13 protein-coding genes, 1 tRNA gene and 1 pseudogene are annotated in these 12,579 nt (G+C 67.8%); 4 read left to right on the forward strand and 11 right to left on the reverse strand.

Features of this window, described 5'->3' with window-relative positions; translation table 11 throughout:
* Positions 1-140: 140 nt before the first annotated feature.
* The 4 genes from CCZ27_RS11940 (at position 141) to CCZ27_RS11955 (ending at position 2,455) form a co-directional block, all read left to right on the forward strand.
* Positions 141-1,202, forward strand: coding sequence for an endonuclease/exonuclease/phosphatase family protein (locus CCZ27_RS11940; protein ID WP_096448448.1), 1,062 nt, complete (start codon positions 141-143; stop codon positions 1,200-1,202).
* A gap of 114 nt (positions 1,203-1,316) precedes the next feature.
* Positions 1,317-1,589 (forward strand): type II toxin-antitoxin system Phd/YefM family antitoxin, encoded by a 273-nt coding sequence (locus CCZ27_RS11945; protein WP_096448450.1) that lies wholly within the window; start codon positions 1,317-1,319, stop codon positions 1,587-1,589.
* Positions 1,589-1,915: a type II toxin-antitoxin system RelE/ParE family toxin gene (locus CCZ27_RS11950; RefSeq protein WP_096448452.1), complete on the forward strand. Its 327-nt coding sequence runs from the start codon at positions 1,589-1,591 to the stop codon at positions 1,913-1,915. Before CCZ27_RS11945 ends, CCZ27_RS11950 begins: the two co-directional genes overlap by 1 nt.
* 135 nt (positions 1,916-2,050) lie before the next feature.
* A complete protein-coding gene (locus tag CCZ27_RS11955) occupies positions 2,051-2,455 on the forward strand; it encodes a nuclear transport factor 2 family protein (protein ID WP_096448454.1) in 405 nt (134 codons plus the stop codon).
* A gap of 20 nt (positions 2,456-2,475) precedes the next feature.
* Here the strand turns inward: CCZ27_RS11955 and CCZ27_RS23525 are convergent, their stop codons facing one another.
* The 11 genes and pseudogenes from CCZ27_RS23525 to CCZ27_RS12005 all read right to left on the reverse strand — a co-directional run.
* Positions 2,476-2,979, reverse strand: coding sequence for a tyrosine-type recombinase/integrase (locus tag CCZ27_RS23525; protein ID WP_198363110.1), 504 nt, complete (start codon positions 2,977-2,979; stop codon positions 2,476-2,478).
* A gap of 3 nt (positions 2,980-2,982) precedes the next feature.
* Complete coding sequence (locus CCZ27_RS23530; protein WP_157748561.1) at positions 2,983-3,108, reverse strand: Arm DNA-binding domain-containing protein; 126 nt, start codon at positions 3,106-3,108, stop codon at positions 2,983-2,985.
* Positions 3,109-3,272: 164 nt separating this feature from the next.
* Positions 3,273-3,348, reverse strand: a tRNA-Ala gene (locus CCZ27_RS11965).
* A 51-nt stretch (positions 3,349-3,399) separates the two neighbouring features.
* Entirely contained in the window at positions 3,400-4,494 is a 1,095-nt protein-coding gene (locus CCZ27_RS11970; RefSeq protein WP_443081510.1) for an L-threonylcarbamoyladenylate synthase, read from the reverse strand.
* Positions 4,491-5,645: a 5-(carboxyamino)imidazole ribonucleotide synthase gene (locus tag CCZ27_RS11975; RefSeq protein WP_096448458.1), complete on the reverse strand. Its 1,155-nt coding sequence runs from the start codon at positions 5,643-5,645 to the stop codon at positions 4,491-4,493. Before CCZ27_RS11975 ends, CCZ27_RS11970 begins: the two co-directional genes overlap by 4 nt.
* 10 nt (positions 5,646-5,655) lie before the next feature.
* Positions 5,656-6,147, reverse strand: a complete 492-nt coding sequence (gene purE / locus CCZ27_RS11980; protein WP_096448460.1) for a 5-(carboxyamino)imidazole ribonucleotide mutase — start codon at positions 6,145-6,147, stop codon at positions 5,656-5,658.
* A 9-nt stretch (positions 6,148-6,156) separates the two neighbouring features.
* Positions 6,157-7,023: a bifunctional methylenetetrahydrofolate dehydrogenase/methenyltetrahydrofolate cyclohydrolase FolD gene (folD, locus tag CCZ27_RS11985; protein WP_096448462.1), complete on the reverse strand. Its 867-nt coding sequence runs from the start codon at positions 7,021-7,023 to the stop codon at positions 6,157-6,159.
* 358 nt (positions 7,024-7,381) lie between these two features.
* Positions 7,382-7,996: an indolepyruvate oxidoreductase subunit beta gene (locus tag CCZ27_RS11990; protein ID WP_096448464.1), complete on the reverse strand. Its 615-nt coding sequence runs from the start codon at positions 7,994-7,996 to the stop codon at positions 7,382-7,384.
* A gap of 9 nt (positions 7,997-8,005) precedes the next feature.
* Positions 8,006-9,877, reverse strand: a complete 1,872-nt coding sequence (locus tag CCZ27_RS11995; protein ID WP_096448466.1) for a thiamine pyrophosphate-dependent enzyme — start codon at positions 9,875-9,877, stop codon at positions 8,006-8,008.
* Between the two features lie 109 nt (positions 9,878-9,986).
* Complete coding sequence (locus tag CCZ27_RS12000; RefSeq protein ID WP_096448468.1) at positions 9,987-10,625, reverse strand: response regulator transcription factor; 639 nt, start codon at positions 10,623-10,625, stop codon at positions 9,987-9,989.
* Positions 10,600-12,555, reverse strand: a pseudogene (locus CCZ27_RS12005) (PAS domain-containing sensor histidine kinase); the annotation flags it as partial. The pseudogene CCZ27_RS12005 and the gene CCZ27_RS12000, both read right to left, overlap by 26 nt.
* Positions 12,556-12,579: the final 24 nt, after the last annotated feature.

A 12,579-nucleotide genomic window follows, 5' to 3' on the forward strand; every position in this document is an offset into this window, starting at 1 on the left:
CGCCACCGGCTCATGCGCCAGTTGCAGGCCGTCCCGGGGCGAGTCGTTTCCTACTTCAAGCACCCGGCCGTCTCGTATGTCCATATTTCCTGATTGATTGCCGGTTTAATAGCATGATTTCATTATCGGAGGAGGACACCATGAATCTCAGGGAACTCAGCATCGCCACGTTCAATCTCTACAACTTGAACGAGCCGGGGCTGCCGATGTATTCGGACGCGGCCGGCTGGACCCTCGAGCAGTATCGGCTCAAGCTCGAGTGGGTGGCGCGCCAGTTGAGGATACTGAAGCCCGACGTGTGCGGCTTCCAGGAGCTGTGGCATCGGGATTCACTCGCGAATGGCCTCGCACGGGCGGACATGACGGATGCCTACGACGTGCTGGTGCCGCCCGATGCCACGGGGACGAAGATCGTGTGCGCGGCCATCGTGCGCAAGGGGCTGCTCGCGGGCGAGCCCGACTGGATCGAGACGTTCCCGGAGAAGTTCGTGCTGCGGTCGAGCGGCGACGATCCGCAGACCCCGGACATCAACGTAAGCATACGCGGCTTCTCACGTCCGGTGCTCCACTTCACCATCAAGCCGCGCAAGGCCGACCCAGCGATTCACGTCTACGTCTGCCACTTCAAGTCCAAGGCGCCCACCCAGGTGTTCAGGGAGCCGTGGTTCAACGCCGACAAGCCGACTTACGGCAAGCACGCGACGGGGCTCGGCGCGGCGCTCTCCACCATCCGCCGTACCGCCGAGGCCGGGGCGCTGCGCTTTCTGCTGACCGAGCAGATGAAGGGCAACGACACGCCGGTCATCGTGCTGGGCGACATCAACGACGGACAACTGAGCAACACCGCCAACGTGCTGACGGGCCAACCACGTTACCTGGTGGGCGATTCGGTGGGCGGCGGCGACACGGCGCTCTACACCGCGCAGACGCTGCAGGAATACCGCGACACGCGCGACGTCTACTACACCCACGTCCACCAGGACATGCGCGAGTCCCTCGATCACATCCTCGTAAGCCAGGAGTTCTACGACAACAGCAGGAAGCGCGTGTGGCTCTTCGGCGGGCTGGTGATCAACAACGACCACTTGAACTTCGAGGACCACAAGGCCGACGGCACCAACGACCACGGCATCATCCGCGCGACCTTCAAGTACAAGCCGATGAAGAAGGAGGCCGAAGAGATCGCCGGGGATGCCGGCTGAGCTGAAAATCCGTCGCTTGCGACCGGCGCGGCAACGCCGGCGGTCGGGTGCATCATTGCCGTCAGACCGATAAAGGACTATATTTGGTCCTATCGTTTCGATGGAGTCCGTCCCGTGCGCGCTTCGCAGATCAAGCCCATCAGCTATCTCAAAGCCAACGCCGCGGAGGTCCTGGACAGGCTCGCGGAAAACCGCGAGCCGATGCTGATCACGCAGAACGGCGAAGCGCGTGCCGTGATACAGGACATCGCCTCGTACGAGGAGACCCAGGAAACGCTCGCCCTGCTCAAGATCCTGGCCCTGGGCAACCGCGAGATCGACGCGGGCAAGGTCAAGCCGGTCGCTGACGTAGTGCGCCGGCTGCGGGCGAAGTCGAACGCCGATTGATGCAGTACGAGGTCCTGATCACCGAGGGCGCCGAGCGCGACCTGGAGGACATCTACGACTACGTCGAGCAATCCGATTCGCCGGGGAAAGCGGATTACGTGTTGAGGCGCGTGACCGAAGTGGCCGAGCAGCTCGCCACCTTCCCGGAGCGCGGTCCGCATCCGAAGGAACTGCTGGCGCTGGGCATTCGCGAGTATCGTCAGACGTTTTTCAAGCCGTATCGGCTCATCTATCGCGTGATCGGCAGGCAGGTCCTCATCTATCTCATCGCGGATGGCCGGCGGGACATGCAGTCGCTGCTGTCACGCCGCCTGCTCGGCGGCTGAGCGTTCCCTGGTTGAATCAAGGGAAATTCATGACTGCTGAAATTGGCACACGTAGCCTCATGTGGGAAGGCTGCACGCGCGCGTATCGCCATGTAGGTGCCGAGCACGAATGTGCTGGAAGCTGGAGTGAGGCCCATGAGCGCCGAAACTGAAGCACTCATACAATTCTTCGCGGCGATCAATCGCAATGACATGCAGGCCATCACCAAGGATTTCGATCCGCAGATCGTGCGCATCGAGCCCGAGGGCTTTCCAACTGCCGGCACCTATCGTGGTATCACGGAAGTGCAAGAGCACGTCAGGAAAGGACGTGGGACCTGGGCCGAAGGGACCTGCGAACCCGAGAAGTTCTTGGTGAATGGAGACAAGGTCGTCGTGTACCTCCATGCCTGGGTCCGCCTAAAGGATTCGACCGATTGGATCGGCGGACGATTCGCCGATGGTTTCGTGTTTCGCAACGGCAAGATCGCCCAATATCTCTCATTCGGGGAACGGGCGGAGGCCCTCAAGTGGGCGGGCATCGAAGACACTGACGCTTAAGGCCGCGCCGCGCGCGGCATTCATCGTTCGTTGATGATCATCCGCTGGAACGACGTGCCCGGTTGCTGAGCACGCCAGAGCTCCATGACGAAGATCACCAGGAAGTGCCCCGCTTGGGCAAGCTCAAGAAGGCGGACTTGGCGAGCGAAGCCGAGCGGCTGGCGGCGGGCACCGGGTGGCTCCCCCGATGCTGCGGACGCAGGAAGTCGCGGAGGCCGCCGTTGCATCATCACCCTGCGCTCCTTCAAGAACCTGGTGCGGCTGTAGGTTTCCCCGAGGGCATCCGGCACACGGTGCGCAGGTTGGTGCTCGATCACGTCGTGGTCGACGCCGAATTCTTCGTGGAGGATGGTGCGCACCATCGCCCGGAAACCGTGGCCAGTGATCTCAGTTCTGGTGTCGTAGCCCATCCGGCGCAGCGCGGCATTGACAGCGGCATCAGACATGGGCTTCTTCGGATCTCGGCCGACGAACACATGCTGCCGCTTGCCAGTGAGTGGCTGCAGATCGCGCAGGATCGCCACGGACTACTTGAGCCGCCACCACTTGCCACCGCTGGGGGCAACTTCCAGGTAGAGCCCCCTTTCGTCGGCGTACTTGCGCGCCTTGGCTTCAGGCTTGATTGCCTTGATTTGCGTGTCTGTCAGGGGCATTTCGGGGGCAACTCCTTCGCCGCTCGGGGGCAGGTCGGACAGTTGCCCCCACTTGCCCCTGGCTTGCAACGGCCCTCTTCGGAACACCGCGGACGAAAAAAAGCCGGGAAGCCTTGTATCTCTTGGCTTTCCCGGCTTTCTCCGGAACATCCCGGAATTGTTCGTGGTGGACCGAAGGAGGATCGAACTCCCGACCTCTGCATTGCGAACGCAGCGCTCTCCCAGCTGAGCTATCGGCCCGAAAGAGGGCGCATTATAGGCAAGTGCGCTCTCGATGTGAACCCCCGGAAATCAGGTTTCATCATCCTCTCCCGATCCCGCGGCGGCACGGCCGAGGCGGTCGGCGACGGCGGTCCAGGCGGGGGCCGGGGGCGGCGTTTCGACGAGGATGAAATCCGCGCCCAGCGCGTCGAGCGCGCGCAGGCTGGCATACAGGTCGTGGGCGTATTCGCTCGGCTGCGCGGAGGCGCCGAGCCATGTCAGCCGCGCATCGCCGGGATCGTCCACCGCGATTGCCAGCACCGCGACGCGGCTGCCGGCGGCGGCGAGTCCGGCGGCTTCGGCCGCCAGCAGGGCAGGATCGATCAGGCGCAGCGGCGTCCGCGGCGCGTAATGGGCGGCGAGCGCGCCGGAGACTCTCGGCGTGCCGGATGCATCCGCGGTGCTCGCCGTGACCTCGTGCGACGGAACGCCCTGCGCCGCTTCGCCGCGCACACGGGGACGCCGTCCGATGATGCGGGCGATGTCGTCGGCGGTGACGGCGCCCGGGCGCAGGATCTCGGGCACGTCGCGCGAGAAATCGACGATGGTGGATTCGATGCCGAGCGGGCAGGCGCCGCCGTCGAGGATCATGGCCACCTGCCCGCCGAGTTCTTCCTGCACGTGGGCCGCCGTGGTCGGGCTGATGCGGCCGAAGCGGTTGGCGCTCGGCGCCGCGATGCCGGAGCCGAAGACCTGCAGCAGCGCCAGCGCCACCGAGTGCGCGGGCACGCGCACGCCGACGGTATCCTGGCCGCCGGTGACTTCGTCGGGCACGCCGGGCGCGCGCTTCAGGATCAAGGTCAGCGGACCCGGCCAGAAGGCATTGGCCAGCGCGAGCGCATCCCTGGGGATGCTGGCCGCCCAGCGCGGGAGATGGTCCGCGCCGGGCAGATGCACGATCACCGGATGGTCCGCCGGGCGCCCCTTGGCGGCGAAGATCCGCCGTACCGCCTCGGGGTTCAGCGCGTCGGCGGCGAGGCCATATACCGTTTCGGTGGGCATGCCCACCAGTTCACCGGCGCGCAAAAGGCCGGTGGCGCGCTGGATGGCCACCAGCGTGGCCGGCTCGATGACGCCGCGCGGCTGCCCGCCGGCGGCGGCTTGCTGTGGATCGCCGGCCATCATTCGTCCCGGATGCCGATGGCGGCGCGCGCCTGCAGCGCGCGCCGCAGCACCGCGTCGGCATCGTCGCCGGTGACGGTGAAGTGGCCCATCTTGCGCCCCGGACGGGCGTGATGCTTGCCGTACAGGTGCAGGCGCAGGCCGGGCACGGCATGAAGGGCGGACCAGTCCGGCTCGCGGTAGGCGCCGTGGCCCTTGCCGTCCTCGTACCACAGTTCGCCGAGCAGATTGACCATCACCGCAGCCGAATGCTGGCGCGGCACGGCGAGCGGCAGGCCGCACAGCGCCCTCACCTGCTGCTCGTACTGGCTGGCATCGCAGGCGTCGATGGTGTGGTGGCCGCTGTTGTGCGGGCGCGGCGCCATCTCGTTGACGAACAGTTCGCCGCGGCAGACGAAGAATTCCACGCCCAGCGTGCCGACGTAGCCGAGCTTTTCGGCGATGCGCTCGGCGACCTGCTGGGCGTCGCCCCGCAGGCAGGCCGAGGCCCGCGCCGGCGCGAGGGTGATGTCGAGGATGCCGTTGCGGTGCCGGTTCTCGCCGGTCGGAAAGCAGCGCACCTCGCCGGCATCGCCGCGGGCGAGCACGACCGACACTTCGTAGTCCAGCGTCAGCAGCTTCTCCAGCACGCAGGGCTCGCCCTTGAAGTGCTGGAAGGCGGCCACCGCCGCGTCGCGGTCGGCGACCCGTGCCTGGCCCTTGCCGTCGTAGCCGAAGCGCGCCACCTTGAGCACCGCCGGGAACAGGCCGGCGTTGGCGTTGCGGACGTCGTCCTCGCTGCGGATCATGGCGCAGGGGCCGTGCGGCAGGCCGTTGTCGGCGAGGAAGGTCTTTTCGGCGATGCGGTCCTGGCACACGGCCACCGCGCTGGCCGCCGGATGCACCGGCATGAACTTGGCGAGATAGTCCAGCGTGCCGGCCGGGACGTTCTCGAATTCGGTCGTGACCGCGGCACAGCCGGCCCCCATGGTGTCGAGCGCGGCGTAGTCGTCGTAGGCGGCGACCAGGTGGCGGTCGGCGATGAGGCCGGCGGGGCTGTGCGGGTCGGGGTCGAGCACCCAGACCCTGTAGCCCATCTCGTGCGCGGCGGAAACGAAAAAGCGGCCGAGTTGGCCGCCGCCGAGCATGCCCAGGGCGGCAGGCGGAAGGATCATGATGCGGCTCTCAATCGAGGGTCATGTCGAGCACCGCCCGGGTCTGGCGGGCACGGAAGTCGGCCAGCCTGCCGGCCAGCGACGCGTCCTCGTTGGCGAGCAGCGCCACCGCGAACAGGCCGGCGTTGGCCGCGCCCGCCTCGCCGATGGCGAAGGTGGCGACCGGGATGCCCTTGGGCATCTGCACGATGGACAGCAGCGAGTCCTGGCCGGACAGGGCCTTCGACTGCACCGGTACGCCCAGCACCGGCAGCGTGGTCTTGGCCGCGACCATGCCCGGCAGGTGGGCGGCACCGCCGGCGCCGGCGATGATCGCCTTGAGCCCGCGGCCGCGCGCGGTTTCGGCGTATTCGAACATCAGGTCGGGGGTGCGGTGGGCGGAGACGACCCTCGCCTCGAACGGCACGCCGAACTCTTCGAGCACCTTGGCGGCGGCCTTCATCGTCGGCCAGTCGGAGTTCGAGCCCATGATGATGCCGACCACGGGAGCGTTCGCGTTCATGCGGCCTCCTTACCTGCCGGCCGCGCGCGCGGCCGAGATCACGGTGTTCTCGAGCAGCATGGTGATCGTCATCGGACCCACGCCGCCCGGCACCGGGGTGATGGCGCCGGCCACGGCCTTCGCCGATTCGAAATCCACGTCGCCGCACAGCTTGCCGGCCTCCGGGCCGTCCTGCAGGCGGTTGATGCCGACGTCGATGACGGTGGCGCCGGGCTTGACCATGTCGCCGGTGACGAAGCGCGGCTTGCCGACCGCCGCCACCAGGATGTCGGCGCGGCGGGTGTGGAAGGCAAGGTCGCGGGTCCTGGAGTGGCACACGGTGACGGTGGCGCCGGCATTGGTCAGCAGCATCGCCATCGGCTTGCCGACGATGTTGGAGCGGCCGATGACGACCGCCTCGGCGCCGGCCACCTTCACGTCGGCCGCTTCCAGCATCTTCATGACGCCGTGCGGGGTGCAGGGGATGAAGGCTTCGCGGTTCTGCGACAGCCGCCCGACGTTTTCGGCATGGAAGCCGTCGACGTCTTTGCGGATGTCGATGGCTTCGAGCACCGCGGTCTCGTCGAACTGCGGCGGCAGCGGCAACTGGACGAGGATGCCGTGCACCGCGGGGTCGGCATTGAGCGCGCCGAGCCTGGCCATGACGTCGGCGGGATCGGCATCCTGCGGGTAGTCGAAGCGCAGCGAGCGGATGCCGGCCTTTTCGCAGGCGGCGACCTTGTTGCGCACGTATACGGCGGAGGCCGGATCGGCGCCGACCAGCAGCACCGCAAGACAGGGCTGGACGCCGCGCGCGGCGAGCGCGGCGGCGCGGTCGGCGATCTCGCCGCGCACGCGTGCGGAAAGGGCATTGCCGTCAATGATGCGAGCCGTCATCGGGAAGGCCTCGAGGAAAAAGCTCGCAATTTTAACAGCTTCCGCGCGGCGGCGAGAATCCTGGCCCGCGCTTTCCAGGGCAGCCGGACAATTCTCTGAAGTCCGGTCCGGCGTCGAGGGATGCGTTGCGTCGGGCTGCGCAGTTCGGCCTCGCTTTGCCCGGTGGTTGGACAGTCTCGGCCCGCTCCATGCGTCTCTCGAATCCGGTCTGGCGTCGGGGGATGCGTTCCGTCGGGCTGCGGAACTCGCCCTCGCTGCGCTCGGTGCTCGGACAGTCCTCGCCCGCTCCACGCATCCCCCGGCGCCGGACCTGCCGCGTCGCGTTATCCGGGCGCAGGGAAAACCATCCTGCTGCGGATCAGTTCGCCGCCAGCACCGCCTGCCGGGTGTCGACCGCCTGCCGGCCGCGCTCGAAGGCCCGGCGGTTGCTGTCGACCAGTTGCGGCTTGCGGGCGCCAAAGCGCGCGAGCACGGCCGCCAGCAGCACGCCGGCCGGAAACGGCAGGCGGTCCGCCATCGCGCCCAGCATCACCGTGTTGCCGAGGCGGATGTTGCCCAGTTCGAGCGCCATCGCGCTGGCGTCGAAGGCATGGACCTCGATGCCGAGCGCGCGCATCTGGCCGACCGGGTCTTCCGGGTATTCGTACAGGCCGATGGTGACCACCGGCGGCACGATGCGCCCGAGGTTCACCAGCGCCACGCCGCCGGGTTTGAGCATGTGCGCCCAGCGCAGGGCTTCGGCGGCCTCGAAGCCGACCAGCAGGTCGGCTTCGCCCGGCATGATCTGCGGCGACAGGACCTGCGGACCGAAGCGCAGGTGCGAGGTCACCACCCCGCCGCGCTGGCTCATCCCTGCGACCTCGGTCTTCTTCGCGTCGCAGCCGAGCGACAGGGCCGCCTCGGCGAGGATCTCGGTGGCGGTCATCACGCCCTGGCCACCGATGCCGCATACGAGGATGTTGGTGATGGTCATCGCCGCCCCTCAGATCTTCTTGTGCAGGAAATTGACCGGGTGCTCGGGCGCCGCATGCACGATCGCCTGCGGCGCACAGGGCTGCACGCACAGGCCGCAGCCGGTGCAGGCGGAGGTCTCGATGCGCACGAAGGCAAGCTCCACTTCCTTGCCCGAGGGCTTCACTTCGGTCGCGCGCCGGGTCACGTGGATGGCCGGACAGCCGACGTCGATGCAGTTGCCGCAGCCGGTGCATTTGTCGGCGATGACCTTGTAGGGCGGCGTCGCCCGGTAGTCGTCGATCAGCACGCAGGGCCGGTCGGTGATGATCACCGAGGGTTCGGGGATCTTCGTCTCTTCGCGCAGCGCCTTGAACAGCGCCGGCAACTGGTAGGGGTCGAGCACGCGGATGCGCTCCTTCCTGACGCCGAGCGCCTCGCACAGCCTGGCGAAATCCACGCGCGGCGCCTCGCCGCCATGGATGTCGCGGCCGGTGCCGGGGTTGTCCTGGCCGCCGGTCATGCCGACGGCGCGGTTGTCGAGCAGCAGGACGGTGACGTTGCCGCGGTTCCACGTGATGTCGAGCAGGCCCTGCATGCCCATGTGCAGGAAGGTGGAGTCGCCGATCACCGCGACCACGCTCGTCTTCGCATCGGCCTCGCCGCGCCCCTTGTCCATGCCCAGCGCGACGCCCATCGACGCGCCCATCGAGATGCAGGTGTCGAGCGCGTTCCAGGGCTGGCCCGCGCCCAGCGTGTAGCAGCCGATGTCGCCGGAGATGTTGATGTTGCGCAGTTGTGCCAGCGTGTAATAGATGCCGAGGTGGGGACAGGCCACGCACATCGTCGGCGGACGCGGGAATACCGTCTGCAGCGCGGCATGGGCGGCCTGCGGCACGGGTTCGCCGAGCAGCCCCGCCACCGCCGGGCGAAGCACGTCGGGGGCCAGTTCGCCGATGCGCGGCAGCACGTCCTTGCCGCGGCAGGCGATGCCTGCCGCGCGCAGTTCGGTCTCGACGAGGGGCTCGGTTTCCTCGACCACCAGCACTGCGTCCACCTGCCGCGCCAGTTCGCGCGCACGCTCCAACGGCAGCGGATGCGACAGGCCGAGCTTGAGCACCGGCGCATCGGGAAAGGCTTCGCGCACGTGCATGAAGGCAGGCCCGGAAGCGACGAAGCCGATGCGGCGGTCGCTGCCCTCGTAGAGCGTGTTCCATTCGCTGACTTCCGAGCCGGCGCGCAGCGCTTCGTCCCGGCCGTGCATCAGCGGCAGGCGCGGTTTGGCGTTGCCCGGCACCATCACCCAGCGGCGCCCGTCCTTGACGAAGCCCGCCGGCTCGTGCGCCTCGCGCTCGCCCGGCTGCACCCGTCCCTTCACATGGCAGATGCGGGTGGTCAGACGCAGGATCACCGGGCAGCGATGCGCTTCCGACAGGGCGAAGGCGGCGCGGGTCATGTCGTAGGCTTCCTGCGCGTCGGCCGGCTCGAACACCGGCACGTGCGCGAAGCGGCCCCAGTAGCGCGAATCCTGCTCGTTCTGCGACGAGGACATGCCGACGTCGTCGGCCACGGCGATGACGAGGCCGCCTTCGGTGCCGGTCACCGTCATCGTCATCAGCGCGTCGGAAGCGACGTTGAGGCCGACGTGCTTCATCGCGCAGAAGGCGCGCGCGCCGACCATCGAGGCGCCCAGCGCCACTTCCAGCGAGACTTTTTCATTCACCGACCACTCGGTGTACAACTCGGGGCAGGTGGCCAGTTCTTCGAGGATTTCCGTGGACGGCGTCCCTGGGTAGGCAGCGGCCACGCGGCAGCCGGCATCCCGCACCGCGAGGGCAACGGCTTCGTTGCCGGAAAGGAACAGACGGTTCGCAGCGGCACTGCCGGGCAGGGATGCACCCATGGACGGGACTCCTCGAACGGGCGAAAGGACGAGCCCCGAACCTTACCGCCGGGCGGCGGGGACGCCGTTGATGCAGATCAACGGCGCCCGGCGCAGCCTCGCGGCACGCTCACCGCGCCGCTACGCCGGGCTCCACGGTGACGACGTTCTGGACCAGTTCGGCGAGCGAGTTGGCACCCATCTTTTCCATGACGCGGGCGCGGTGGACTTCGACCGTCTTGATGCTGATCCCGAGCACGTCGGCGATCTGCTTGTTGAGCTTGCCGGCGATGATGAGGTCGAGCACCTCGCGCTCGCGCTGCGTCAGGTGTTCGAGGCGGCGCGCGGTGTCGGCCTCCAGCATGCGCTTGCCGCGGTTGGCGCGTTCCTGTTCGAGGCACTGTTCGACCAGGCGCAGCATGTCGCGCTCACCGAAGGGTTTCTCGATGAAATCCGCCGCGCCCTTCTTCAGCGCCGACACGGCCATCGGCACGTCGCCGTGGCCGGTGATGAAGATCACCGGCAGCGCACAGCGCCGCCGCCCCAGCTCGTCGAACATCTCGAGCCCGCTCATGCCCGGCATGCGCACGTCGAGCACGATGCAGCCCGTCATGTCCTCGGTGTAGGCGTCGAGGAAGGATTCGGCGCTGTCGAAGGCGCGCACCGCATAGCCGCTGGATTCGAGCATCCACACCAGGGAATCGCGCAGGGCTTCGTCGTCGTCGACGACGTGGATGAACTGGTCAGATGCTGCGGGCAGGTCGCTCACCGGCCACCTCGGTCGGAAGTGTGAAGGAGAATATGGTACCCCCTTCGGGATTGGCGTCGACGATCAGCCGTCCATCGTGGAATTCGACGATGGAACGGCAGATGTTGAGGCCCATGCCCATGCCTTCCGTCTTGGTGGTGTAGAACGGCGTGAACAGCCGCTGCCTGACTTCCTCGCTGATGCCGTGGCCGCGGTCGATCACCGCGACCTCGACCGCGCGCAGACCCGAGGCCTGGGCCCGCACCACCAGCACGCGCTCATCGGGCAGGGTGTCGGCCATGGCGTCGAAGCCGTTGCGGATCAGGTTGAGCACGACCTGCTCGATCATGATCCGGTCGGCATAGACGGCGGGCAGGTCGGGCGCCACCTGCGCGACGATGCGGATGCCCAGCCTGCGCGCCTCGATGTCGGCGAAGCCGATCGCATCCTCCACCACGTCGTCGATGCGCACGGCGCCGCGGCGCGGCTCGCTCTTCTTCACGAACTCGCGGATGCGGCGGATGATCTTGCCGGCGCGCTCGGCCTGGAAGCTCGCCTTCTGCATCGCGGCCAGGATCTCCTCCTGCTTCCACTGCCCGCCCTGCATGCGCGTCACGCAGCCGGCGCAGTAGTTGGCGATCGCCGACAGCGGCTGGTTGAGTTCGTGCGCGAGGGTCGAGGCCATCTCGCCCATCGTTATCAGGCGCGAGGTGCGCTGCAGGCGCTCTTCCTGCTGCCGCGAGATCTCGGCCGTCTGCTTGCGGTCGGTGACGTCGGTGGCGATGCCCATGCGCACCACCCGGCCGTCCACCCAGCGCGTGGCGTGCTCGCGCACGTGGTACCAGCGCCCCGACAGGGGGTGCTGCAGTTCGCCGTCGAACAGTTCGCGCGGCAGGTCGCCCGGATTGAGCCCGCGCGGATCGACCGTGTAGTCGCCGCGCTCGGGCTGCAGCACGGCGACGCCGCGCACCGTGCGGCCGACGGCGTCGAAGCCGTGGATGGCCTTGAAGGCGCGATTGGCGAACAGGATCTCGTCGGTACGCGCATCGGCGACGAAGACCGCGGCATCCAGGCCGTCGATGACGGCCTCGAAACGCTCGTGCGCGGCCTCCAGCGCGGCACGCACCCGCTTGGGCTCGGTGATGTCGGTGATGGAGGCCATCCAGCCGGTCTGCCGCCCTTCGCGATCGATCAGCGGCGACAGGTAGAAGCGGGCATCGAGCCGCTCGCCGTTCTTGCGCCGGATGGGTATCTCGAAGCCGCCGGCCGGCGCCCTCCCGTCCAGGGTCCGCTCCAGCGCGCGATGGCATGCATCGAGCGACTCTTCCGGCCAATAGGGAAAGGGCGGCGCCACGCCGACCAGTTCGGATTCGTCGAAGCCGACCATGCGGCAGAAGGCGCTGTTCACATAGATGATGCGACCGCTCAGGTCGATGGCGCGCATGCCAGTGATGACCGAATCCTCCATCGCCTTGCGGAAGGTCGACTCCGCCCGCAGGGCATCCTCGGTCGCCTTCCGGCCGGTGATGTCGTGCGCGACCGCGTAGACCAGCTTTTCCTGGATCTCGGGATTCACGCTCCACACCAGCCACTTGTAGCTGCCGTCGCTGCAGCGGCAGCGGTTCTCGAACTTGGCCGCCTCGCCGGACGCGAGCCGGCGCAGCTGCTCGATCGTGCCGGCGACGTCGTCGGCATGCACGATGTCGATCAGCATGTGCCCCGCGATCTGCTCCGGCGAATAGCCGAGCGTGTTCTCGAAGGCCGGATTGCAGCGCCGGAAGGCGCCGTCGAAACCGAGCACGCACAGCATGTCGAGCGACAGCCGGTAGAGGCGGTCGCGCTCACGTTCGGCCTGCACGCGGCGCTGCACGTGGATGCGCAGCATCAGCAGCGTGCCGGCGACGACGACCAGCAGGCCGGCGATCAGCAAGGCGGGCAGCAAGAAGGGCAGGTCCGTCCCCGGTGTCATGGCTTG

Source organism: Thauera sp. K11 (assembly GCF_002354895.1).
In the GTDB taxonomy this organism is placed as follows: Bacteria; Pseudomonadota; Gammaproteobacteria; order Burkholderiales; family Rhodocyclaceae; genus Thauera; species Thauera sinica.